This window comes from Luteimonas rhizosphaericola (genome assembly GCF_029888045.1).
GTDB classification, from domain to species: domain Bacteria; phylum Pseudomonadota; class Gammaproteobacteria; order Xanthomonadales; family Xanthomonadaceae; genus Luteimonas; species Luteimonas rhizosphaericola.
In genome coordinates this window covers 552877-576308 of the sequence record NZ_JARXRN010000028.1, presented here as the reverse complement: position 1 = coordinate 576308, position 23432 = coordinate 552877, and the positions used below count along the sequence as shown (strand labels likewise).

Annotated in this window: 26 protein-coding genes; 17 read left to right on the top strand and 9 right to left on the bottom strand. The window is 71.7% G+C overall.

Annotated features, from left to right (window positions below; all coding sequences use genetic code 11):
• Positions 1–140: 140 nt before the first annotated feature.
• From QFW80_RS15225 to QFW80_RS15210, 4 genes are all read right to left on the bottom strand, one after another.
• Entirely contained in the window at positions 141–1841 is a 1701-nt protein-coding gene (locus QFW80_RS15225; RefSeq protein ID WP_280602824.1) for an amidohydrolase, read from the bottom strand.
• A 73-nt stretch (positions 1842–1914) separates the two neighbouring features.
• Positions 1915–2658 carry a glycine zipper 2TM domain-containing protein gene (locus QFW80_RS15220; protein WP_280602823.1) on the bottom strand — a complete coding sequence of 248 codons (744 nt, stop codon included), beginning with the start codon at positions 2656–2658 and terminating at the stop codon, positions 1915–1917.
• Positions 2659–2765: 107 nt separating this feature from the next.
• On the bottom strand, positions 2766–3452 hold the full coding sequence (locus QFW80_RS15215; RefSeq protein ID WP_280602822.1) for an alpha/beta fold hydrolase: 687 nt from the start codon (positions 3450–3452) through the stop codon (positions 2766–2768).
• Positions 3445–3879, bottom strand: coding sequence for an OsmC family protein (locus QFW80_RS15210; RefSeq protein ID WP_280602821.1), 435 nt, complete (start codon positions 3877–3879; stop codon positions 3445–3447). The genes QFW80_RS15215 and QFW80_RS15210 overlap by 8 nt, the downstream gene beginning before the upstream one ends.
• A gap of 301 nt (positions 3880–4180) precedes the next feature.
• Between QFW80_RS15210 and fusA the strand changes: the two genes are divergently transcribed.
• The 8 genes from fusA to QFW80_RS15170 all read left to right on the top strand — a co-directional run bounded on the left by fusA (position 4181) and on the right by QFW80_RS15170 (position 10355).
• On the top strand, positions 4181–6244 hold the full coding sequence (fusA, locus tag QFW80_RS15205) for an elongation factor G (RefSeq protein WP_280602820.1): 2064 nt from the start codon (positions 4181–4183) through the stop codon (positions 6242–6244).
• Between the two features lie 19 nt (positions 6245–6263).
• Positions 6264–6683, top strand: coding sequence for a DUF2784 domain-containing protein (locus tag QFW80_RS15200; RefSeq protein WP_280603076.1), 420 nt, complete (start codon positions 6264–6266; stop codon positions 6681–6683).
• A 125-nt stretch (positions 6684–6808) separates the two neighbouring features.
• On the top strand, positions 6809–7189 hold the full coding sequence (locus QFW80_RS15195; protein WP_280580282.1) for an HU family DNA-binding protein: 381 nt from the start codon (positions 6809–6811) through the stop codon (positions 7187–7189).
• Positions 7190–7297: 108 nt separating this feature from the next.
• Positions 7298–7951: a tellurite resistance TerB family protein gene (locus tag QFW80_RS15190; protein WP_280602819.1), complete on the top strand. Its 654-nt coding sequence runs from the start codon at positions 7298–7300 to the stop codon at positions 7949–7951.
• Positions 7952–7975: 24 nt separating this feature from the next.
• Positions 7976–8524 carry a hypothetical protein gene (locus tag QFW80_RS15185; RefSeq protein WP_280602818.1) on the top strand — a complete coding sequence of 183 codons (549 nt, stop codon included), beginning with the start codon at positions 7976–7978 and terminating at the stop codon, positions 8522–8524.
• A gap of 34 nt (positions 8525–8558) precedes the next feature.
• Positions 8559–8990 carry a hypothetical protein gene (locus QFW80_RS15180; RefSeq protein WP_280602817.1) on the top strand — a complete coding sequence of 144 codons (432 nt, stop codon included), beginning with the start codon at positions 8559–8561 and terminating at the stop codon, positions 8988–8990.
• 71 nt (positions 8991–9061) lie between these two features.
• Positions 9062–9625, top strand: a complete 564-nt coding sequence (locus QFW80_RS15175; RefSeq protein ID WP_280602816.1) for a DUF1439 domain-containing protein — start codon at positions 9062–9064, stop codon at positions 9623–9625.
• Position 9626: 1 nt separating this feature from the next.
• A complete protein-coding gene (locus QFW80_RS15170; protein ID WP_280602815.1) occupies positions 9627–10355 on the top strand; it encodes a hypothetical protein in 729 nt (242 codons plus the stop codon).
• Between the two features lie 12 nt (positions 10356–10367).
• Here the strand turns inward: QFW80_RS15170 and QFW80_RS15165 are convergent, their stop codons facing one another.
• Positions 10368–12596, bottom strand: a complete 2229-nt coding sequence (locus QFW80_RS15165) for a DUF5916 domain-containing protein (RefSeq protein ID WP_280602814.1) — start codon at positions 12594–12596, stop codon at positions 10368–10370.
• 133 nt (positions 12597–12729) lie between these two features.
• Positions 12730–13215, bottom strand: coding sequence for an SET domain-containing protein (locus tag QFW80_RS15160; protein WP_280602813.1), 486 nt, complete (start codon positions 13213–13215; stop codon positions 12730–12732).
• Positions 13216–13396: 181 nt separating this feature from the next.
• Here QFW80_RS15160 and QFW80_RS15155 point away from each other — a divergent pair, with 181 nt between their 5' ends.
• Entirely contained in the window at positions 13397–13957 is a 561-nt protein-coding gene (locus QFW80_RS15155) for a cytochrome C (protein WP_280602812.1), read from the top strand.
• Here QFW80_RS15155 and QFW80_RS15150 read toward each other — a convergent pair.
• A complete protein-coding gene (locus QFW80_RS15150) occupies positions 13930–14112 on the bottom strand; it encodes a hypothetical protein (protein WP_280602811.1) in 183 nt (60 codons plus the stop codon). The genes QFW80_RS15155 and QFW80_RS15150 overlap by 28 nt on opposite strands.
• 190 nt (positions 14113–14302) lie before the next feature.
• Here QFW80_RS15150 and QFW80_RS15145 point away from each other — a divergent pair, with 190 nt between their 5' ends.
• The 7 genes from QFW80_RS15145 (at position 14303) to QFW80_RS15115 (ending at position 20559) form a co-directional block, all read left to right on the top strand.
• The gene (locus tag QFW80_RS15145) at positions 14303–14758 is read left to right on the top strand and encodes an SUF system Fe-S cluster assembly regulator (protein ID WP_280602810.1); all 456 of its coding nucleotides are present in this window, start codon (positions 14303–14305) and stop codon (positions 14756–14758) included.
• A 41-nt stretch (positions 14759–14799) separates the two neighbouring features.
• Positions 14800–16260 carry a Fe-S cluster assembly protein SufB gene (gene sufB / locus QFW80_RS15140; protein ID WP_280602809.1) on the top strand — a complete coding sequence of 487 codons (1461 nt, stop codon included), beginning with the start codon at positions 14800–14802 and terminating at the stop codon, positions 16258–16260.
• A gap of 124 nt (positions 16261–16384) precedes the next feature.
• Complete coding sequence (sufC, locus tag QFW80_RS15135; protein ID WP_280602808.1) at positions 16385–17152, top strand: Fe-S cluster assembly ATPase SufC; 768 nt, start codon at positions 16385–16387, stop codon at positions 17150–17152.
• The gene (gene sufD / locus QFW80_RS15130) at positions 17149–18414 is read left to right on the top strand and encodes a Fe-S cluster assembly protein SufD (protein ID WP_280602807.1); all 1266 of its coding nucleotides are present in this window, start codon (positions 17149–17151) and stop codon (positions 18412–18414) included. Before sufC ends, sufD begins: the two co-directional genes overlap by 4 nt.
• Complete coding sequence (locus QFW80_RS15125) at positions 18411–19679, top strand: cysteine desulfurase (RefSeq protein ID WP_280602806.1); 1269 nt, start codon at positions 18411–18413, stop codon at positions 19677–19679. The genes sufD and QFW80_RS15125 overlap by 4 nt, the downstream gene beginning before the upstream one ends.
• A gap of 20 nt (positions 19680–19699) precedes the next feature.
• Positions 19700–20230, top strand: a complete 531-nt coding sequence (locus tag QFW80_RS15120; protein ID WP_280602805.1) for a GNAT family N-acetyltransferase — start codon at positions 19700–19702, stop codon at positions 20228–20230.
• Positions 20227–20559 (top strand): non-heme iron oxygenase ferredoxin subunit, encoded by a 333-nt coding sequence (locus QFW80_RS15115; RefSeq protein ID WP_280602804.1) that lies wholly within the window; start codon positions 20227–20229, stop codon positions 20557–20559. The genes QFW80_RS15120 and QFW80_RS15115 overlap by 4 nt, the downstream gene beginning before the upstream one ends.
• On the opposite strand, the gene QFW80_RS15110 is transcribed toward QFW80_RS15115, so the two are convergent.
• Together QFW80_RS15110 and QFW80_RS15105 are read right to left on the bottom strand one after the other, a co-directional pair.
• Entirely contained in the window at positions 20487–21152 is a 666-nt protein-coding gene (locus tag QFW80_RS15110) for a HutD/Ves family protein (protein ID WP_280602803.1), read from the bottom strand. The genes QFW80_RS15115 and QFW80_RS15110 overlap by 73 nt on opposite strands.
• 181 nt (positions 21153–21333) lie before the next feature.
• The gene (locus tag QFW80_RS15105; RefSeq protein ID WP_280602802.1) at positions 21334–21663 is read right to left on the bottom strand and encodes a ComEA family DNA-binding protein; all 330 of its coding nucleotides are present in this window, start codon (positions 21661–21663) and stop codon (positions 21334–21336) included.
• A gap of 201 nt (positions 21664–21864) precedes the next feature.
• Between QFW80_RS15105 and QFW80_RS15100 the strand changes: the two genes are divergently transcribed.
• Positions 21865–23358: a M20 family metallopeptidase gene (locus QFW80_RS15100; RefSeq protein ID WP_280602801.1), complete on the top strand. Its 1494-nt coding sequence runs from the start codon at positions 21865–21867 to the stop codon at positions 23356–23358.
• The last annotated feature ends 74 nt before the right edge of the window (positions 23359–23432 follow it).

Here is a 23432-nt window from a genome sequence, read left to right as displayed (position 1 = left end):
ATTTCCGCGGACGCGGATCGGCTGTGCCACGCGCCGCATGCATCACCACCGACCTGCCCCGCGAACGCGCGCGAGGGCAGCGGCCACGGCAGCCGCCCTTGCGCCGCCATGGCGGGCGTGCCGCTGTTTTCGCGGCGTCGTCAGTCGTTTCGCGCGGCCGCCGCCGCTTCGTACACCGGCGCACCATCGACCCAGGTCGAGCGGATCTCCAGCGCCGGCAGCTGCGCGGCAGGCAGCGCCAGCGGGTCCTGCGCCAGGACCACGAAATCCGCCTGCAGGCCCGGCGCGAGCCGGCCCGTGCGCGCTTCGTCGCGGTGCGCCCAGGCCGCGTCGCGGGTGAAGCCGTGCAGCGCCTCGACCGCGGTCAGCACCTGGTCCGCCCGCCAGCCGCCGGGCGGATGGCCGTCGCGATCCTGGCGCGTCACCGCCGCATGCAGGCCCAGCCGCGGGTCGGGCGATTCCACCGGGAAATCCGAGCCCAGCGCGAGCGGCACGCCGGCATCGGCGAACCGGCGCCAGGCGTAGGCGCCGGCGATGCGTACCGGGCCCACGCGCTGCTCCGCCCACGGCATGTCCGAGGTGGCGTGGGTGGGCTGCATCGAGGCCACCACGCCCAGGGCGGCGAAGCGCGGCAGGTCGTCCGGATCGACGATCTGCGCATGTTCGATGCGCCAGCGGTGGTCGCTGCCGGCCGCATCGCCCAGCGCCCGCGCGTAGGCGTCGAGCACCAGCGCGTTGCCGCGGTCGCCGATCGCGTGCGTGGCCACCTGCAGGCCGCAGTCGCGCGCGCGCGCCAGCAGCGCGTCGAAGCGCGCCGGCTCGATCAGCACCAGGCCGCGGTTGCCCGGGTCGTCGCTGTAGTCCTCGGCCAGCGCCGCGCCCCGGCTGCCGAGCGCGCCGTCGATCAGGAACTTCACCCCGCGCAGCTGCAGGCGGCCGCCGGGATGCGCGTAGGCGCCGTGCTCGCAGGCCCAGTCCAGCGCGGCGCCATCGCCATCGGCGTGCGCGGCGACGCGCAGGGTCAGGCGTCCGGCGTCGGCAAAGCGGCGCAGCTGTTCGAAATCGGCCAGGCTCGTGCCCATGTCGTGCACGCCGGTGAGCCCGTTGCGCGCGGCGGCCTCCAGCGCCAGCGTCAGCGCGCGGTCGGCATCGGCCTGGTCCATCGCCGGCACCACCGCATCCACCAGGCGCTCGGCCTCGTCCACGAACACGCCGGTCGGCCGGCCCTGCGCGTCGCGCACGATCAGCCCGCCCTCCGGCTGGCCGGACGCCAGCAGCGCGGCAGCGTCGGGCCGCGCCGCGATCGCGCGCAGCGCCGCGGAATTCACCCATCCCGCGTGGCCGTCGACGCGGCGCAGCCACACCGGGCGCTCGGGGAAGGCGGCGTCGAGGTCGGCCGCGGTCGGAAAGGCGGCCTCGGGCCAGTCGTTCTGGTCCCAGCCGCCGCCGAGCAGCCATTCGCCCGGCGGCAGGCCCCCTTCGAATGCGTGCAGGCGCGCGAGCACCTCGTCCTTGCTGCGCGTCCCGACCAGGTCGACGCGGGTCAGCGCCAGGCCGAGGCCGAGCAGGTGGCCGTGGGCATCGATCAGTCCGGGAATCACGGTGGCGTCGCCGGCATCGACCACGCGCGCCTGCGGATGGGCCCGGGCCAGCGCCGTGGCGTCGCCGACCGCCACGATGCGGCCCTCGACATCCCATACCAGGGCCGAGGCCAGCGGCGCGTCGGCATCGGCGGTGTGGATGCGCGCGGCCCGCAGCAGGGTCTGGTCGCCGGCGGTGGCAGCCCCTGCGGTCAGGGCGGCGATGGCGGACAGCAGGCAGGCGAACAGTGGACGCGGCATCGGCGCACTCCGGATCGGGCGTGGGCGTCGATGCTACAACGCGCGGCGCAGGCGGCCGCGCGGGCCGGTTCCGCTATTCGGGGCGCACGTCCACGCGCACCCGGATGCGGTCGCCCGGGTGGTGGTCGGTACGGGTCACGTACTGGCGGCCGGCGTACTCGTAGGTCACGTCGTAGGCGCTGACCGGGCCGTCGTAGCGCCCGTCGCCATAGGTGTCGTAGCCATCGTATCCACCGTAGCCGTCGCGATACGGATCCGGTTCGCACACGGTGACGCTGCCCTGGCGGTTGCGGCGGTTCGCCTCGTAGATGCCGCGGCCGGCCGCTCCGCCCACCATCGACCCCACCGCGGTGCCCACCAGCTGCCCGCTGCCGTCGCCGATGCGGCTCCCCAGCACGGCGCCGGCGATGCCGCCGATCACGGTCGCGACCAGCCGACCGTTCTCGTCGCGGCGCGCCGGACCATAGGGATCGCCGTAACGGTCGTCGCCGTAGCCGCCATAGCCGTCGCGTGGATAGGGGTCGCGCGACACGTATCCGTCGCGGCGCGTCTCGCAGCGTCGGGTGTCGTACACGCGGCGCGTGCGCCCGTCGAACACCGGATCGACGCGCACCACCCGCGCCCAGTCGTAGTCGCCCTGGTCGGCGTATCGGTCCGGCGTGCGGTAGGTGCGGCCCTGGTCCTGCACCGGGGCGGCGCGGTGGCTGTAGTCGCCATAGGGCGCCGGCCCGTAACGGTCGTCGTCGTACACCTGCGCGCCGGCCATGCCGCTGGCGAGCAACGCCCCCAGCGCCAACGTCATCGCGAGCTGCTTCATCGTCTCGATCCCCGCACCCGCGGGATGGGTGCGTGCGCCACGCTAGGCCCGTGGCGCCAACGCCCGCTGAATCCAGGCCGCATCGGCAGGGGGCGCGCCGCGTCCGTTCAACGCTGCGACAGCCAGGCCAGCGCCTGCGCTGCGCAATCGGCCGCATTGCGGCCCAGCAGCGGCCCGACGTGGCTCACCGCCGTCGCCCGCAGCAGCGAGGCCTCCAGATCTGTGGCCAGTGCCGCGGTCAGGGCCGGCGGCACGTCGTCGTCGACCATCGAGGCAATGCACAGCACCCGGCATTCCGGGCGCGCCACCGTTCGCCCGGCGTAGGCCTCGCGCATCGCGCGTCCGCTTTCGTCGCGCCAGTGGCGGAAGGCGAACAGCGCCGTCGCCTCATCGGCGTCGGGCAGCGCCCGCCGGGTGCCGGTCAGCCGTGCGTCGCGCTGCCAGGGCACCACGTCGGGCCAGTCCCGCCCCGGCAGCTGCCCATGCCAAGGCGCCGGCGGCAGGGGATTGACCAGCACCAGCGCGTCGGCGTAACCCGCGCATTCCATCGCCAGCAACCCGCCCAGGCTGGCACCGACCAGCGCGCGCGGGCGCGGCAACGCCGCCAGCGCCGCGCGCACCTGCGCGGCGTAGTCGTCCAGGCCGGTGGCGGCGAGGCCCCGGGGGCTGGCCTGCAGGTCGGGCGCGGCCACGCGCAGCCGCGCGGCCTCGAACACGCCCTTCCAGACATTCCACTCCCAGCCACCACCGCCGCCTCCATGCACCATCAACGCCGAGCGGATGCGCTCACCCAACCAGTTCCGCCTCCAGCGTGATCGGCACTGCACTCAGGGCCTTGGAGACCGGGCAGTTCTGCTTGGCGTCGTCCGCGATGGCGCGGAACTTGGCTTCGTCGAGGCCCGGCACCTTCGCCTTCATCTTCAGCCGGATCGCGCTCAGCGTCGGGCCGCCCTCCATCGACAGGTCCACCTCGGCGCTGCCGTCGAGCGATTCGGGCGGATGCCCGGCCTCGGTCAGCTTGGCCGACAGCGCCATGGTGAAGCAGCCGGCGTGCGCGGCCGCGATGAGTTCTTCGGGATTGGTGCCCTTCTCGTCGCCGAAGCGGCTGTTGAACCCGTAGCGGGTGTTGTCGAGCAGGCCGCTCTGCGGCGTGCTGAGGCTGCCCTTGCCGGTCTTGAGGTCGCCTTCCCAGTGTGCGCTGGCCTTGCGGGAAATGCCCATCGTGTCTGCTCCTGTGGGGGTAAAGCGGGCAGCGTAAGCGGCGCGGCGTTACTTCCGCGTGCGCGGTCGTCAGGCTTGCTGCGTCGCAACGCGCCGGGCCGGCGGCGACGCGCTAAGGTGGCTTCCCGCCATGACCGCCCGCCGAGCGCAGGCCCGACGGTTGCGCTGCCCTCCTGCGGACTGCCATGACGGCCGCACGCGATCCTGTCGCACGCACCGGGCGCGCCCGTCGCATGCAGCAGGATCCCCACGCAGATGCCGGCCCGACGGGCCGGGTCCCATGCAAGGGAGGATCGGCCCCATGCCCTACTCGACCGCACAGATCCGCAACGTGGCCCTCGCGGGCCACCCCGGCGCCGGCAAGACCACCCTGTTCGAAGCCCTGCTGCATGCCGGCGGCGCACTGCAGACGGCAGGCACCGTCGAACGCGGGAACACCGTGTCCGACTTCGACCCGATCGAGAAGCAGCGCGGACACTCGATCGATGCCGCGATCGCCAGCCTCGACCATGCGGCCGCGTCCGGCGAGGCGGTCCACCTCAACTTGGTCGACCTGCCCGGCTATCCCGATTTCCGCGGCCCCGCGCTGGCGGCGCTGGACGCGGTCGAGACCGCGCTGGTGGTGGTGGATGCCGCCGCGGGCGTGGAGCACGGCACCCGCCGGATGATGGAGCGCGCGCGCGAGCGCGGGCTGTGCCGCGCGATCGTGGTCAACCGCATCGATGTCGACGGCGCCGACCCGGCGCGCACGCTGGCCCAGCTGCGTGACGCGTTCGGCAGCACCGTGCTGCCGCTCAACCTGCCCGCCGGCGGCGGCGCGCGCGTGGTGGACTGCTTCGGCCAGGCCGACGGCGACAGCGACCTGGGCCCGGTGGCGGACTGGCACCAGCGCATCCTCGACCAGGTGGTCGAGGTGAACGAAACGGTGATGGACCACTACCTGGAACTCGGCGAATCCGGACTCACCGGCGCCGAACTGCACGACGCGTTCGAGCAGTGCCTGCGCGAGGGCCACCTGGTGCCGGTGTGCTTCGCGTCCGCGCGCACCGGCGCCGGCGTGCGCGAACTGCTGGACGTGGCCGAGCGCCTGTTCCCGCACCCGGGCGAAGCCAATCCGCCGCCGTTCGTGAAGGGCAGCGGCTTCGCCGCGCAGCCGATCGCCACCACCCCCGATGCGGAGGCGCACGTGGTCGCCGACGTGTTCCGCATCGTCCACGATCCTTTCGTCGGCAAGCTCGGCGTGTTCCGCGTGTACCAGGGCACGGTGCGCCGCGACAGCCAGCTGTTCGTCGACGACGGGCGCAAGCCGTTCAAGGTCGGGCACCTGTTCCGGCTGCAGGGTCGCGAGCACGTCGAGGTCGACCGGGCCATTCCCGGCGACATCGCCGCTGTAGCGAAGGTGGACGAACTGCACGTGGACGCGGTGCTGCACGACAGCCACGACGAGGACCAGATCCATCTCGCGCCGGTGGCGTTCCCGCGGCCGATGTTCGGGCTGGCGATCGAGGCCGGCAGCAAGGGCCAGGAGCAGAAGCTCGCCAACGCCCTGCACAAGCTGGCCGAGGAGGATCCGTGCTTCCAGGTCGAGCACGAGGCCGAGACCAACGAGACCGTGATCCGCGGCCTGTCCGACCTGCATCTTCGGGTGCAGCTCGAACGCCTGCGCGACCGCTTCGCGCTGGACGTGCGCACCCGCCCCCCGCGCATCGCCTATCGCGAGACCATCGCCGCGCGTGCCGAGGGCCACCACCGGCACAAGAAGCAGACCGGCGGCGCCGGACAGTTCGGCGAGGTGTTCATGCGGATCGAACCGCTGCCGCGCGGCGCCGGCTTCGAGTTCGTGGACGAGGTCAAGGGCGGCGTGATCCCGGGCCAGTTCCTGCCCGCGGTGGAGAAGGGGGTGCGCCAGGTACTGGCCTCCGGCGCGGTCGCGGGCTATCCGATGCAGGACCTGCGGGTGGTGGTGTACGACGGCAAGCACCACCCGGTGGACAGCAAGGAGGTCGCCTTCGTCGCCGCCGGGCGCAAGGCCTTCCTCGACGCGGTGGCCAAGGCCAGGCCGCAGGTGCTCGAACCGATCGTCGACCTGGAGGTGAGCGCGCCCGAGGCGCACATGGGCGACATCAGCGGCGGGCTGGCGGCCAAGCGCGCGCGCATCAACGGCACGGACGCCGCCGGCAGCGGCGAGATCGCGGTCAGCGCGCAGGTACCGCTGTCGGAGCTCGAAGGCTATGCGGCCGAGCTCAAGTCGATCACCGCCGGCCGCGGCCGCTACGCGCTCGACTTCAGCCACTACGAACCGGTGCCGCCGCAGGTGCAGCAGGCACTGGTGGCGGCGTGGCGGCCCGGCCACGAGGACGAATGAGCGCGCGTCGCCCGTGTCGATGACGCCGCGCGCCGCCGCCCTGCTGGCCGACGCCATCCTTGCGCTGCACGTGGGCGTGGTCGCGTTCGTGGTGCTGTTCACCCTGGCGGTGGTGGTCGGCGGCCCGCTGGGATGGCGCTGGGTGCGCGGGTTCGCGATGCGCGCGACGCATCTGGCGCTGATGCTGGTGATCGTGCTGCAGGCCTGGCTGGGGCGCCTGTGCCCGCTGACGACGTGGGAGCAGTCGCTGCGAAACCGAGCAGGGCAGGCCACTTACGGCGATTCCTTCATCCAGTACTGGCTGTCGCGCCTGATCTTCTTCGACGCGCCGTGGTGGACGTTCGTGGCCGCCTACACTGCGTTCGCCGCTCTGGTCGCGCTGTGCTGGTGGCGATGGCCGCCGATCGGCCGCCGGGCGCGGCGCGCTCATCGGCCCTGAAAAAAGCGGCATTTTTTCCGCTTTTCCTATTGGCGGCGGGTGGCGGATGCCCTACATTGCGCCTGCCGGCACGTTCGGCCACAAGACAACGCAGACCACAGACACTGACGAGGGAACACAGACCCATGGCAAAGAAGAAGGCTCCTGCCAAGAAGGCAGCCCCGAAGAAGGCCGCCAAGCCTGCCGCGCCGAAGGCGATCAAGGATCCGTTGAGCAAGTCGGGCCTGGTGGCCCACATCGCCGACAGCACCGGCGTCGCCGCCAAGGACGTCCGCGCCGTGATGGGCGCGCTCGAGGGCGCGATCCACGGCTCGCTCAACAAGAAGGGCGCGGGCAGCTTCACCCTGCCGGGCGTCGCCAAGTTCAGCGCCGTCAGCGTGCCGGCCAAGCCGAAGCGCAAGGGCATCAACCCGTTCACCAAGGAAGAGCAGTGGTTCGCCGCCAAGCCCGCCTCGGTGAAGGTCAAGGTGCGCCCGCTGAAGAAGCTCAAGGACGCCGCTGCCTGATCCGGGCACGCTCCAGCGACACCGGGAACGGGACGGCCTTGCCGTCCCGTTTTCGTTTCCGGGGGTAGGATGCGTGCCTCCCCTCCCCCGACCCATCGGATACCCGCCATGAGCCTCAACGGATTCCTCGACCACCTGCTCAAGTCCGCCGCTCCCACGTCGATCACCGGCAACGACGGCCGCGGCGGCCTCGGCGGCATGCTCGGCTCCGACTTCGGCAAGGGCGCGCTCGGCGGCGGCGCCCTCGGGCTGCTGCTGGGACGCAACAAGACCACGCGCAAGCTCGCCACCTACGGCGGCCTCGCCGCGCTGGGGATGATGGCCTATCGCGCCTACGGCGATTACAGGGCGCAGCAGGGCGCGGCGGTGCAGCCGCAGACCGTCGACCGCCTGCCGCCGCCACAGGCGAACCTGCACGGCGAGGCGATCCTGCGCGCGCTGGTCGCGGCGGCCAAGGCCGACGGCCACATCGACGCGCGCGAGCGCGAGGTGATCGAGGGCGAGTTCGCCCGGATCGCGCCGGAGGCCGAAGTGCAGCAGTGGCTCAAGGCCGAACTGGAGAAGCCGCTCGACCCGGCCGAGGTGGCGCGCTCGGCCTCCACGCCCGAGATCGCCTCGGAGATGTACCTCGCCAGCCTGGTTGCCGCGGACGAGCAGAGTTACATGGAGCGCGCCTACCTGGACGAACTCGCGCGCCAGCTCAAGCTCGACGACGCGCTGAAGCAGCGCCTCGAGCAGGAATTCCGCTCGGCGACCGGCTGAGCGGAGATCTCTCCGGTGTCGCGCATGCGCGCACTCGTGGCCGTCGCGCTGGGCCTTGCCGCGTGCGTGCTGGTGATACGCGGCTGCGACCGCGATGCGGCGGACGTGCCGCCGGCCGCGGGGTCCGACGCGAACGCATCGCGGTCCGAGGCGCGCGTGGCGGCACGCGCGCAGGCGCAGGCGGAAGCCGAGGCCGCGTTGCGCGCCCGCCACGACGCGGCGATGCGTGCCGCGGTCTCCACCCTGCACCGCTACCTCGCCCAACTGCCCGAGGACCACGCGGCGGCGGACGCCTTCTGGATCGATGGCGCGCCGACGGTCGACGCCGACGAAGCCGGCCTGCGCGAGCTGTCCGGTCCGCCGCGACGCCTGCGCACGCGCAACCGGTCTCCGCACGTGCTCGACGGCGATCCGGTGCCCTCCTCCGTGCGGATCCCGGTGGAGCTGCGGATCGGTGTCGGCGATGCTCCGGTCCACCGCTATTCGGGCTGGTACGAACTGCGTTACGTGCCCGCGCAGGAGGCTTGGCGCATCACCGGCGCCGCGGTCGACCCGGTTCTTCCGCCGCAGTAGCATGGCCGCATCTGCGCGCGCGGCGGGGGTTGCGATGGGCAAGCGGTTCTGGATCTGCGGGCTGGTGGTGTCGTTCGCGGCGCTGCTGCTGACGTTCGTGATCCACGCCTTCCTGCTGGGGCCGGACTATGCGGCGCTGGGCCCGATGTACCGCAGCGCCGACGTCGGCGCCCGATACGTCGGCTGGCTGCTGCTGGCGCATGGACTGGTCGGGTTCGCGATGACCTGGATCTTCGCGCAGGGCGTGGACCGCGGCCGCGCCACCTTGCGCCAGGGCCTTCGCTTCGGCCTGGCGATGGCGCTGTTCTCCACCGTTCCCGGCAGCCTGCTGCAGTACGCGGTACAGCCGCTCCCGGGTGCACTGGTCGCCCGCCAGGTCGTGCTCGGTACGCTGGCGATGCTGCTGCTGGGCATGCTGCTGGCGTGGCTGCAGCCCCGGCGCGAGGCACTGCCGGCCCTGCGCTGACCCCTGCGCGTGGAGCAGGCGTTCAGCCGCCGCCGGCACACTGTCGCCAGCCGTTCGCCCGAGGACCTTCCATGCGTCGCACCCCGCTTGTCGCGCTCGCCCTGATCCTGCTTTCGCTGCTCGCCGGCTGCGCCACGCTGGGCGCGGTCTCGGCCTGGTTGAACGACCAGGTCGCGGTGACGCCCGGCCAGCTGCAGCGCCAGCTCGACCGCCGGTTTCCACGTGATTTCGACAAGCTCGGCGGCCTGGTCACCGTGACCCTGGCCAATCCCCGCGTCTCGATTCCGCCGGGCGACTCGCGGCTGCGGATGGAGTTCGACCTCGGCCTCGGCGCGCTCGGCGGCGAAGGCGCGACCAGCGGCCGGCTCGCGCTGGCCAGCGGCCTGCGCTACGACACCGCGACTCAGGGCCTGCACCTGGACGCACCGGAGCTGCTGCAGTTCGAACTGCCGGGCTCGGGCGAACTGCTGCGCGGCGGCGCGCGCGGCGTGGTCAACAGCCTGCTGGGCGAACTGGCGCGCAGCGAACCGGTGTACCGCCTCGACGACGACCTGCTCGACAAGCTGCCCGCCGGACGCCGCATCGGCGACGTGGGCATCGAAGGCGGCACCGTCGTCGTGCACCTGGAGCGCTGACGTGGCCGGCGTTCGCGACTCCTCCAGGCCGGCGCTGATGAAGATGGCCACGCTGGCGCTGGCTGCGGCACTGCTGGCGTCCTGCCGCGGCGACGAGGCGACGCAGGCGCCCGGCGATGCCGCGGACGCCGACGCCGCGCCCCTCCCGCAACCGCGCGCGACCGATGGCGCGATCACCGGGATGCCCGAGCGGCCGGGCCCCGGCGATGTGCCGCTGGCCGGCGCCGCGCCGCCGCCTCCGCCCGACCTGCTGCCCGTCGACGCCGCGCCCGGCACGGTCCCGCTCGAGGACAATCCCGAGACCGGCCTGGCCACGCCTGCACCCGTCGAGGCCGCGGTCGAGCCCACGGCCGAGCCGACGCCCGCGGACGCTGAGGCCACGCTGCGCGCGTACTACGCCGCGATCCAGGCCCGCGACTATGCGCGCGCCTACGCGGCGTGGTCGGACGGCGGCCGCGCCAGCGGCCAGGATCCGGACGGATTCGCCGCGGGCTTCCGCGACACGACCGCGCTGGAAGTGACCTACGGCGCGCCCGAACCGGTGGAGGCGGCGGCCGGCTCGCGCTACGTTGAAGTGCCGGTCACGGTGACCACCACCCGCGGCGACGGCAGCGTACAGCGGCTCGCCGGCCGCTACGTGCTGCGGCGTGCGGTGGTCGACGGCGCCAGCGCGGAGCAGCGCGCCTGGCACATCGCCTCGGCCGACCTCCGCGAGGCCGCGTCGCCCTGACCCGCGCGGCGCCTACAGTTCGAAGCGGTAGCTGAGCTTGACCATCAGCTGCTCGTCGTCGCGCAGGTCGAAGCTGTCCACCAGCGCCTCGTCCACGCCATCGGCAATGGTGCTGCGGTCGAAGCCACCGCGGCCGTACACCACGTACAGGTAGGACAGCGGCGCCAGTTCGTAGCGATAGCGGATCTGGAAGGCGAGGTTGCGCACGCTGAAGTCCTCGACCGTGTCGGTCGCGGCGATCGCGTTGCCCGCCGGGTCGAAGCGCCACGCGTGGCGCGCGTTCGCGTCGATGCCGATCGCCTGCAGCTTCACCCGCAGCTCCTGGCGCGGATCGATGGTCCAGTCCAGCCCGGCCAGCAGCTTGGCCTCCTTGCCGTCGAAAGCGCCGACCAGGTCGCCGTTATCGGCGCCCTGCCAGATCAGCCAGTCCGGACGCTGGATCAGGATCGCGCCGGCGTTGAGGCTGAAGGCGTCGCTGACGAAGTAGGTCGCGCCGTACCACAGCGAGCCGCCCAGCCGGTCGTTGCCGGCCAGGCCGCCGCCGAACAGTTCGGCCTCCACGTCGTGCGCCCAGCGCCCCTTGCGCGGGCGTTCGTACTCGTAATACGCGTTGAAGTTCGCCGGCAGGCGCACGATGCCGTTGCCGCGCAGCAGCAGGTCGCTGATGCCGGCGCTGTTGACGTTGATCTGGGCGTACTCGTAGCTGCCGTCGCGCAGGCGCCCTTCGCGGCTCATGCGGAACTGGTCGTTGAGCTTCTGGCCACGGTTGTTGTGGTTGCTGCTGACCCGCCAACGCCAGTCGGTGGAGGCGTAGCGCGAGGTGTCGGGCAGGTCGGTGAAGCGGCGCGAGACCTGCCAGTGCAGGTAGTTGGTGCTGTTACGCGAGAGATAACCGGCGTCGTTGATCTCGAGTTCGTTGCCGAAGTGCATCGCGATCCACTGCTGGCGCCAGCCGCGGTCCATCTCGTAATCGGCCCACACGGTCGCGCCGAGGTCGCTGGTGCGGGCGCCATCCTGCTCGACGCGGCTGCCGAACACCCGGCTGCGCACGTTCCAGCGCGCGCTGGGGCGCCAGTCGTGGTCGACGCCGAGCACGCTTGCCTCGCGATCCAGGAACGGCCGCTCGACCCGGGTCATCATCATGCCGAGGTTCTGCGTGCTGAAATCGCGCACCAGCCGCAGCGCATGGAAGCTGCGCCCGGCTTCGCCCGCCTCGTCGGCGGAGAACAGGCCGTATTTCGCCGCGCCCAGGCTGCCGTTGAGCTTGAGCGCGGCGGTGATGTCGCTGGCGCCACCGCCGTCGTCCGCGGGCCCGCCGACGCGGCGGGTGTAGAGCAGCTGGCTGAAGTCGGAAGGCGTGGTGTATTCGAAGATGCCCTGGTTCTCGGTGAAGAACGGGCGCTTGTCGCTGACAAAGGTCTCGGTGGCGCTGAAATTGACCACCAGGTCGTCGCTTTCGACCTGGCCGAAATCCGGGTTGACCGTGGCCGAGAGCTGGATGCGGCCGTTCGGCTTCCAGAACAGGTCCATGCCCGCATTGCCCTGGCTGTCGCCGCCCACGTTGTCGTACAGGCCCGACACGTACGGGGTCACCGCGAGCAGGGACTGGCTGTACTGGGTGACGGTCAGCGGGGCGAAGTCCGACAGGAAGCGCGAGCGTTCGAAGCTCGCCTCGGGCCAGGCCATGCGTTCGCCGGTGGAACCGACCACGCGCGCCAGGTACAGCTTCAGCGTGCGCTCGCCGTCGCTGCCATCGCGCATCGGCGCGGTATGCCACGGGATCAGCAGCTCGGCCGACCAGCCCGACTCGTCCTCGGCCACCGCGTGCCGCCACAACCCGTCCCAGTCGCTGCTGAACTGGCTTTCGTTGGTGATGATCTCGTCGGCGATGCCGCCGGTGGAACTGACGGTAAAGGCGTAGCCGGTGCGGCCGTCGCCATCGAAATCGACGAAGACGTTGACCCGGTCGACCTGCTCGTCGAAATCGCGCCGCACCTTCTGCCGCGTGCGCGGCACCTCCGGGGGCTGGGTGTTGCGGAACGCCACCGCCAGGCCGTCTGGCGTCGCCATCACCCAGGCCCGCGTCGGCTGGGACGCCGGCGCGCCGGTCAGTGGCTGCACCATGCGGAAATCGTCGATCGCGGTGGCCGTGTCCCACTCGCCCGGCGCGATCGTGCCATCGATCTCCACCGCCCATGCCGGCCCGCACAGCAGCACCAGCCCGCACCCACACAGTCGCATCCAGCCCGACATCCCGACCCCTCGCCTGATCTCCACCGGCGCGCAGGCTAGGCCTTACCCGCGGGCGCGCCGCGTCCCATCGGTCATGGCAACCATCCGCCCGCCTCGCGCATCCTGCGCAGGCGGGGCGGGCTCAGCGCTTGGGCTGGAGCATCGTCCCGGTGCAGGTCTTCGAACCGCAGCGGCAGGCCCAGAGCTTCTTGAGCTTGGCGGTATGCGGTTCGTCCAGGGTGATGCCGTAGTTGTAGGTCAGTTCCTCACCCGGCTTGATGTCGCGCAGCGCCAGGATGTAGACCTTGTCCTTGTGGCGGCGGTCCTTCGCGTCCTCCTCCACCTCCGACTCGCAGTTCGGCTCGCAGCTGTGGTTGATCCAGCGCGCGACGTTCCCGCCGACATTGGCGTCGATGACATAGTCGTCGTTGAGCGTGAACAGGAAGGTGTGGCCGTCCTCGTCGTCGTCGCCGTACTCCTCGTCCACCTCGTCGTGGGTCCGCAGCGTGCCCTTGTAGCGCACGACGCGCTCGCCCTTGCGGATCAGGTCGGTGGCGAATACGCCGTTGCCGTGGATCGGCGAGAGGCGGGCTTCGATCTTCTTGATCTTCCTGGTCTTCTTCGGCATCGCGGCTGCGGGAATCGGCGGGAGCGCAATTGTGGCACGAGCTACGCGCGGCGCCGCCGCACGTCCAGCCCGCCGCGGCGTGCAGGCGCGGCGAGGAACGATGGCGGTGGAGCGCAGCCCGCGTCCGGCCAGGCCCGCGAACCGCGTTGGATCAGGCTGGACCCTCCGCCGACGACACGCCATGCGGCCATCCCCGACCCTGCGATCCCTTCCCGGCCTGATGGCCGCCTGCCTGCTGGCCGCGTGCCACGGTGCCCCCGTCGCGAGCGCGACCGCCGGCGACGCGGCGGCCGCCACCGAAGACCTCGTCGCCCACGGCGAATACATCGTGCGCATCGCCGGCTGCAACGACTGCCACACCGCCGGCTACACCCAGCGCGGCGGCGAGGTGCCGGTCGCCGACTGGCTGACCGGTTCGCCGCTGGGCTACCGCGGTCCCTGGGGGACGACCTACGCCACCAACCTGCGCCTGAGCGTCGCCTCGCTCGACGAGGCGCAGTGGCTGGCCTATACCGCGAACCTCCACACCCGCCCGATCATGCCGGACTTCATGCTGCGGCAGATGCGCGAGCACGACCGCCGCGCGATCCACCGCTTCGTGCGTTCGCTCGGCCCGGCGGGCACGCCGGCTCCCGCGGCCCTGCCGCCGGACCAGCCGCCGCCGGCGCCGTACTTCGAGCTGGTGCTGCCGGCGACGGACGCCGCCGCGGGGACTCAGAACGGCCAGAGCCCGGTCCAGTAGGCGGCCATGCCCAGGCCGAACGCGGTCCAGGCCAGGTCCCGGACCCCGCGGGCGGACTTCCAGAGCAGGAAGGCGGCGGCGACCACCACCGCAGGCCCCAGCCAGCGGCTGCGCTCGGCTCCAGCGGGCATTGCGCGCTCGTTCGTGACCTGCATATGCGTGCTCCAGGCGCGTCCCGGATCGGACGGTCCCATCCTGGCGCGGCGATGACGGGACCGGCAGTGGTGCCCATCAGCGCGCGAGGCTGACAGTCGTCATCCGGACGAATCGGCGCCCGGTGCCGGATTGAGCCTCGCGGCCCGAAAGCGTACAATTTTGGTCCGTTTTCGAGAACCGTTCGCATCCGTGCTCCGGGTCACCAAACTCACCGATTACGCCACCGTCGTGCTGACCGTCCTGGCCTCGCGCCCGGACGCCGTGCTCAGCGCCGCCGAGCTGGCCGAGCGCGCCGGCCTGGAAGGCCCCACCGTGAGCAAGCTGCTCAAGCCGCTGGCGCAGGCCGGGCTGGTCGAGGGCTTCCGCGGCGTGCATGGCGGGTATCGGCTGGCGCGACCGGCGTCCGCCATCAGCCTGGTCGAGATCGTCGAGGCGATGGAAGGCCCGCTGGCGATGACCGAGTGCAGCCTCGACCACGGCGAATGCGGCATCTCCGGGCATTGCGGCGTGCGCGCCAACTGGCGCCGGATCAACGACGTGGTCGCCGATGCGCTGCGCAGCGTGACCCTGGCGCAGATGCTCGACGACGTTCCGCCCTCCCCTCCGCCGGCCCGGCGCATCGCCGCGCGCCTGGCCAGCGCATGACGGCACCGCCGCGCGCGCACCCCACATCGAAGGCAGCCCCCATGGCCACCGAACTCCTAGAACCCGTCGCCAACCGCGAAATCCACGAACAGCTCGGCCGTCGCTACGACGCCGGCTTCGTGACCGAGATCGAGTCCGACTCGCTGCCCCCGGGCCTCGACGAGGACGTCGTGCGCGCGCTCTCGGCCAAGAAGAACGAGCCGCAATGGATGACCGACTGGCGACTGGCCGCCTACCGCCACTGGCTGACCATGCCGGTGCCGCACTGGGCGAAGCTCAGGATCGCGCCGATCGACCTCCAGTCCATCAGCTACTACTCCGCGCCGAAGGGTCCGAAGTACAAGTCGCTCGACGAGGTGCCGCAGGAACTGCTCGACACCTACGACAAGCTCGGCGTTCCGCTGCATGAGCGCGCGCGCCTGGCCGGCGTGGCGGTGGACGCGGTGTTCGACTCGGTCTCGGTCGGCACCACCTTCCGCAAGGAGCTGGCCGAAAAGGGCGTGATCTTCTGCTCGATGTCCGAGGCCATCGCCGAGCACCCCGAGCTGGTGAAACAGTACCTCGGCACGGTGGTGCCGGTGGGCGACAACTACTTCGCCGCGCTCAACTCGGCGGTGTTCTCCGACGGCAGCTTCGTGTTCATCCCCAGGGGCGTGCGCTGCCCGATGGAACTTTCGACCTACTTCCGCATCAACGCCGGCCACACCGGCCAGTTCGAGCGCACGCTCATCGTGTGCGAGGACAAGGCCTACGTCTCGTACCTGGAAGGCTGCACCGCGCCGATGCGCGACGAGAACCAGCTGCACGCGGCTGTGGTGGAGCTGGTCGCGCTCGAGGACGCCGAGATCAAGTACTCGACCGTGCAGAACTGGTACCCGGGCGACGAGGAAGGCCGCGGCGGCATCTACAACTTCGTCACCAAGCGCGCCGAATGCCGCGGCGCGCGCAGCAAGGTGACCTGGACCCAGGTCGAGACCGGGTCGGCGATCACCTGGAAGTACCCGAGCTGCGTGCTGCTGGGCGACGATTCGACCGGCGAGTTCCATTCGGTCGCGCTGACCCACCACCGGCAGCAGGCCGACACCGGCACCAAGATGATCCACGTCGGCAAGCGCACCAAGTCCAAGATCGTCAGCAAGGGCATCAGCGCCGGCCGTGGACAGAATACCTACCGCGGGCTGGTGAAGGTGGCCGCCGGCGCCGAGGGCGCGCGCAACCACACCCAGTGCGATTCGCTGCTGATCGGCAAGCAGTGCGGCGCCCACACCTTCCCCTATATCGAGGTGAAGAATCCCGGCGCGACCGTCGAGCACGAGGCCACGACGTCCAAGATCAGCGACGACCAGCTGTTCTACTGCCGCGCCCGCGGGATCTCCGAGGAGGACGCGGTGAGCCTGATCGTCGACGGCTTCTGCAAGCAGGTCTTCCGCGAGCTGCCGATGGAGTTCGCGGTCGAGGCCAAGAAGCTGCTCGACGTGTCGCTGGAAGGCAGCGTCGGCTGAGAATCCCGTCCTTCCCGCGCGCGCGGGGAAGGCGACCGAATTGCGGACGGGGACCCCGGCCTCGTTCCATCCCGCCCCGGCCCTGGCCGGCACGGCGGGAGCAGATCAACGAAACGGAACCACCATGCTCAAGATCGACAACCTGCACGCCAGCATCGCCGGCAAGGACATCCTCAAGGGACTCACGCTGCACGTGAAGCCGGGCGAGGTGCACGCCATCATGGGGCCCAACGGCGCGGGCAAGTCCACGCTCGGCAACATCCTCGCCGGGCGCGACGGCTACGAGGTCACCGCGGGGTCGGTCGAGTTCGACGGCAGGCCGCTGCTGGAACTCGACCCCGAGGAACGCGCCGCCGCCGGCGTGTTCCTCGCCTTCCAGTACCCGGTCGAGATCCCGGGGGTGAACAACACCTACTTCCTGCGCAGCGCGCTCAACGCGCAGCGCAAGGCGCGCGGCGAAGAGGAACTGGACTCGATGCAGTTCCTGAAGCTGGTGCGCGAGAAGCTGTCGGTGCTGCACCTGGACGACAGGCTGCTGCACCGCGGCGTCAACGAGGGGTTCTCGGGCGGCGAGAAGAAGCGCAACGAGATCTTCCAGCTCGCGGTGCTCGAACCGCGCCTGGCGATCCTGGACGAGACCGACTCCGGGCTCGACATCGACGCGCTGCGGCACGTGGCCGACGGCGTCAACGCGCTGCGTGCGCCCGATCGCGCCTTCCTCGTGATTACCCACTACCAGCGCCTGCTCGACTACATCCGCCCCGACCACGTCCACGTGCTGGCCGACGGCCGGATCGTCGAATCCGGCGGACCGGAGCTCGCGCTGCAGCTGGAGGAACACGGCTACGCCTGGATCGCCGACCGCGTGGCGCCGGAGGCGACCGCCGGATGAGCGCACTGCTCGATTCCCTGGCCGCGGCGTTCCATGGCGACGATGCGCGGCAGCGCGCGCAGCTCGATGTGGCGCTGCGCGACGGCCTGCCCGGCCCGCGCAGCGAGCGCTGGAAATACACGTCGCTGCGCGCGCTCGAGCGCCGCAGCTTCGCCGTGCCGGCGGCTGCAACCATCGATGCCGCCCTGCTGGCGGACATCCCCGGGCCGCGGCTGGTGTTCGTCAACGGCCAGTTCGACGCGGCACTGTCGCACGTCGACGCACTGCCTGCCGGACTGTCCGTCGACGCCGGTGCTGCCGCAGAAGACATGTCCGCGGCCGACCCCGCAGTCGAGAGTGACGGAGACGCGGGCACGCCGGGCGACGACGTGTTCGCACGCCTCAATGCCGCGCTCGCGCGTCAGGGCGTGCGCGTGCACGTCGCCGAAGGCGTTCGCGTCGAGACGCCGCTGCAGCTCGTCTTCGTCGGCGCAGCGGCGGACGCCGACCTGGCATGGCACCTGCGGCACCATGTCGCGCTGGAGGCAGGCGCGTTCCTGCGCGTGGTCGAACACCATCTCGCCAGCGGCGCGCACCGCCACCTCGACACCAGCGTGCTGCGCATCGACGTCGCCGCAGGCGCGACGCTCGAGCATGCGCGGGTGCAGCGCGCGGCCGACGGCGCGACCCTGTTCACCCGCACCGCCGCGACGCTGCAGCAAGAGTCGAACTACCGCCGCGTCGACCTGGAACTCGGCGGCGCACTGTCGCGCCACGAACTCGACGTGCGCCTGGCCGGCGATCGCGCCGTGCTGGCGGCGCATGGCGTGCTGCTGGCGGCGGGCCGCACGCACCTCGACACCCGGCTGGGCATCGAGCACCTGGCCCGCGACACGCGCTGCGAACTGGTCTGGCGCGGGATCGGCGCCGGCCGCGGCCGCGCGGTGTTCCATGGCGGCATCACCATCCATCCCGGCGCCGACGGCACCGACGCGCGCCTGTCGAACAAGAACCTGCTGCTGTCCGCGACCGCCGAGATCGACACCCAGCCGGTGCTGGTGATCCATACCGACGAGGTGCAGGCCGCGCACGGTGCCACCGTCGGCCAGCCCGATCCCGATGCCCTGTTCTATCTGCGCGCGCGCGGCCTGCCGCTCGACCAGGCGAAGCGGTTGCTGACGGCCGCATTCTGCCGCGAGCCGCTGGCGGTGGTGGACGACGCGCCGCTGCGCGAGGCGCTGGCGGCGCAGGTCGACGCGGCGCTGGAGGCGCTGGGCGGATGAACGCGATCGACGCCGGCCACGCGGCCGCCACGGCGGCGCCCGCAGGCGCCGCGCCGGACTGGGACCGCGTGCGGGCCGACTTCCCGATCCTCTCGCGCCAGGTGCACGGCAAGCCGCTCGTCTACCTCGACAGCGCCAACTCCGGCCAGAAGCCAGCCGCGGTGATCGATGCGATGGACGCGTTCTACCGCCAGCACTACGCCAACGTCAGCCGGGCGGTCCACACGCTGGGCACCGAGGCCACGGAAGCCTACGAGGGCGCACGCGCCACCCTGGCCCGGTTCCTCAACGTGCGCGCGGACGAGCTGGTGCTGTGCAGCGGCACCACGTTCGCGCTCAACCTGGTGGCCTACTCGTGGGCGCTGCCGCGGCTGCAGGCCGGCGACACGATCCTCGTTTCGCGCATGGAGCATCACGCCAACATCGTGCCGTGGCAGCTGGTGGCGCAACGCACCGGCGCCCGGGTGCGGGTGGCGGAGATCACGCCCGAGGGCACGTTCGACCCGGATGCGCTGCGCCGGTCGATGACGCCGGACGTGAAGCTGCTGGCGATCACCCACGTGTCGAACGTGCTGGGCACGGTCAACCCGGTGCGCGCGATCTGCCGCGAGGCGCGGTCGCGCGGCATCGTCACCGTGGTCGACGGTTCGCAGGCGGTGCCGCACCGGCCGGTGGACATCGCCGCGATCGGCTGCGACTTCTACGCCTTCACCGGCCACAAGATGTGCGGGCCGACCGGCACCGGCGCGCTGTGGGCGCGGCGCGAGCACCTGGCGGAGATGCCGCCGTTCCTCGGCGGCGGCGAGATGATCCGCGAGGTCAGCTTCGAGGGCACCGTGTTCAACGACGGCCCGCAGAAGTTCGAGGCCGGCACGCCGAACATCGCCGGCTTCGTCGGCCTGGGCGCCGCGGTCGACTACCTGCAGGGCCTGGGCATGGCGCACGTGGAGGCGCGCGAGGCCGGGCTGCTAGCGCACATGACGCAGGCGCTGGAGGCGATCGACGGCGTGCGCATCCTCGGCAGCGCGCCGGAGAAGGCGGCGGTGGTCTCGTTCCTGGTCGAAGGCGCGCATGCGCACGACCTCGCCACCCTGCTCGACCTCGAAGGCGTGGCGGTACGCTCGGGCCAGCATTGCGCGCATCCGCTGCTGCAGTTCTACGGGGTGGCGGCCACCTGCCGCGCCTCGGCCGCGTTCTACAACACCCACGACGAGATCGACGCCTTCGCCGCCGCCCTGCGCAAGGTGCGCCGGCTGCTCGCCTGATCCGGCCATAGCGCTCCGCCATGCAGATCCGCGACGCCACCGACGACGACATCCCCGCACTGGTCGCCCTGGTCACCTCCGCCTATCGCGGGCCGGCCAGCCGTGGCGGCTGGACCACCGAGGCCGATTTCCTCGACGGCGAGCGCATCGACCCGGAGCTGCTGCGCGCCGACCTCGCGCGCGCGCGCAGCCGCGTGCTGGTGGTCGAACGGGACGGGCGCCTGATCGCCTGCGCGCACGTGGCCGAGGAGGACGGCGCCGGCTACTTCGGCATGTTCTCGGTGCAGCCCGGGCTGCAGGGCGCCGGTCTCGGGTCGCGGCTGCTGGCCGAGGCCGAGCGCGTGGCGCGCGAGGACTGGGGCCTGCCGCGCATGCGCATGACCGTGATCGACATCCGCGACACGCTGATCGCCTGGTACGAACGCCGCGGCTACCGGCGTACCGGCGTGTTCAAGCCCTTCCCGTATGGGGATACGCGCTTCGGCATCCCGCTGCGCGACGACCTGCGGTTCGAAGTGCTGGACAAGGCACTGGACGGTGGCACCGCATGAGCGACACCTGGACCTTCGTCTGCGCCACCGGCGAGCTGCTGCCGGGGGAGAAGAAGACGGCCTTCGACGACGTGACCGGCGCGCCGATCGTGGTGTTCAACCTCGACGGCACCCTGTACGCGCTCGAGGACAAGTGCACGCACGAGGACTTCGAGCTGTCCGCCGGCCAGGTGGACGCCGCCGAGGGCAGCGTGGAGTGCGTACTGCACGGCGCGCGGTTCGACATCCGCGACGGCCGTGCCCTGTGCGCGCCGGCCTACGAGCCGGTGGCGCGCTTCCCCGTGCGGATCGCCGACGGCGGCGTCTGGGCGCGCGACGACCGCGACTGATCCGCCGCCGGCCCTGCGCGGCGGTCCATCCGCAGCAGCAGGGCCTCGCCGCCGCCGTCGAGCGCGTACCGGGTCCGCCCCTGGGGCGCGCGCAGCAGGGCGGTGTCGCCCATGGCCATGTCGGGCAGGGTGCCGCCCTCGAACCGCACGCGTCCGGCGAGCAGGTGCAGGCCCCAGGTCGATCCGGGATCGACGAACACCACCATCGCGCCCGCCAGTGGCCGGTGCCACACCGTGGCCTCGACGGCCCCGCGCCGCCACATCAGGTTGAAACACTGCGCGCGGCCGCCCAGCGGCGCGCCCTGCAGCCCGCGTTCGCCGGCGAAGCGCAGCCGCTGGTAGGGCGGCGCCAGCGCGTGGACCAGACCGTCGTCGAATTCCAGCTGCAGCCCGTCACCCGCGAGCAGCACCAGTTCACGGTCCACGCCGGGGAAGCGCGAAAAGGCCGCCCGGCCCTCGAGTTCGGCGATCGACAGCCGCCAGGTCCAGGCGGGTCCGCCTTCGGCGTGGATCTCGCGCGTCCATCCGCCGCCGTTGCGCCAGCGCTCGCGCCGGTACTCCTGTGCGGGTATCACGCCTGCGGGATGCTCCATCGCGGCAGTGTAGCGGCGCCGGCGGCGCCGATCCCCCGTCGACGCAGAGGCCGCCCGCCCGTGCCGGTCCCTGGCACGGAACGGGCGGCAGCACGTCCCTGTGACGGCATCCTGCCGGTCCCCGGAGCCATCCCTGCTCCTTCATCGCGGACGCGCGTCCGTGCGCGCCCGCCGACTGCGGTCAGCGCGTCTGCGCGGTGGCGCGGGCGGCGCCTGCCGCGGCCGCAGGCTTGCCGGCAGGAGCGGCGACGACGATGCGCTCGCGGTTCTGCTCCACCGTGCGCAGCCCGATGCCCTTGACCTGGGCCAGCTGCTCGGGGCTGCGGAAGGGGCCGTTGGCCTTGCGGTACTCGACGATGGCCTCGGCCTTCGAGGGGCCGACGTTGACCAGCACGCGGTCGAGCGTGGCGGCATCGGCAGTGTTGATGTTGACCTTCTCCGCGGCGAGCGCGCTGCCGGCCATCGCCAGCGAGAGCAGCAGCGCTGCGATGCCGTGCTTGAGCATGTTCATGTCCGTTCTCCTGAGCTGTAGTGGGTTTCCTTGCCGCCGGCGGGCGGTGGCCTGCCGGTGGAAACAGTCTGGCGAGGCGGCGGCGCCCGCGACATCGCCGCATCCACCACTGCCGGCCCGGGCAAGTACGTGCCGGAGCGTGGGAAAAGCCCTACACGGGCGCGGCGGTACAATCGCGGTTTCGTTTGGACGGAGGTGTCCATGGACGCCAGCAGGATCGACCGCTACGTGGCGGAGAAGTGGGACGACGACATCGTTCCGCAGCTCGTCGAGTACATCCGCATCCCCAACAAGTCGCCGATGTTCGACGCCGACTGGGCGCGCAACGGCTACATGGCCGACGCGGTGAAGCTGATGGAGTCCTGGGCGCGCGCCCAGCCGGTGCCCGGCATGCAGGTGGAGGTGGTGCAGCTGGAGGGCCGCACGCCGCTGCTGTATCTGGAGATCCCGGCCGCGCACGGCGGCAGCGACGACGACTGCGTGCTGCTGTACGGCCACCTCGACAAGCAGCCGGAGATGACCGGCTGGGACGACGATCTCGGCCCATGGAAGCCGGTGCTGCGCGACGACAAGCTCTACGGCCGCGGCGGCGCCGACGACGGCTACGCGATCTTCGGTTCGCTGGCCGCCCTGATGGCGCTGCACGAACAGCAGGTGCCGCATGCGCGCTGCGTGGTGCTGATCGAGGCCTGCGAGGAATCGGGCAGCTACGACCTGCCGGCGTACGTGGACCACCTCGCCGACCGGATCGGCAAGCCTTCGCTCGTGGTGTGCCTGGATTCGGGCTGCGGCAACTACGACCAGCTCTGGTGCACCACCTCCCTGCGCGGCCTGGCGGGCGGCAACCTGGACGTGCAGGTGCTGGAAGAGGGGGTGCATTCGGGCGACGCATCTGGCGTAGTGCCATCGAGCTTCCGCCTGCTGCGGCAACTGCTGTCGCGGATCGAGGACGAGACGACGGGACGGATCCTGGTCGATGGCCTGCATGCCGAGGTCCCGGCCGAGCGCCTCGAACAGGCCCGCCGCGCGGCGCAGGTGCTGGGCACCGCGGTGTACGACAAGTTTCCCCTGGTGCCGGGCCTGACGCCCATGCACGACGACCTCGCCGAGCTGGTGCTCAACCGCACCTGGCGGCCGGCGCTGTCGGTGACCGGCGTCGGCGGCGTGCCGTCGCTGGATTCGGCCGGCAACGTCCTCCGGCCGCACACCGCGGTCAAGCTGTCGCTGCGCCTGCCGCCGACGGTGGACGGCAAGCGCGCCGGCGAACTGCTGCAGGAGGCGCTGCTGCGCGATCCGCCCAATGGCGCGAAGGTGACGCTGGCGCTGGAGAAGGCCGCCACCGGCTGGAACGCGCCGGCGATGTCGCCCTGGCTCGAGCGCGCAATCGATGCCGCGAGCCGCGAGTTCTACGGCCAGCCGGCGATGTACATGGGCGAAGGCGGCTCGATCCCGTTCATGGGCATGCTCGGCGAGAAGTTCCCCGGCGCGCAGTTCATGATCACCGGCGTGCTGGGCCCGCATTCCAACGCGCACGGGCCCAACGAATTCCTGCACATCCCGATGGGCAAGAAGGTCACCGCCTCAGTCGCGCGCGTGATCGCCGAACACCACCTCGCCAGCCAGCGCGGCGAGACCACCGGCGCCGCGGTCGCGCCCGACAGCGGCGCGCGCCACGGCGACCACGGCTGCTGCTGAGGCGGCGGACGGCAGGGCTGGCGCGAGCGCGCCGGTCCTGCCAGTCTTCGCGCTTCGACCATCACGACGGGAAC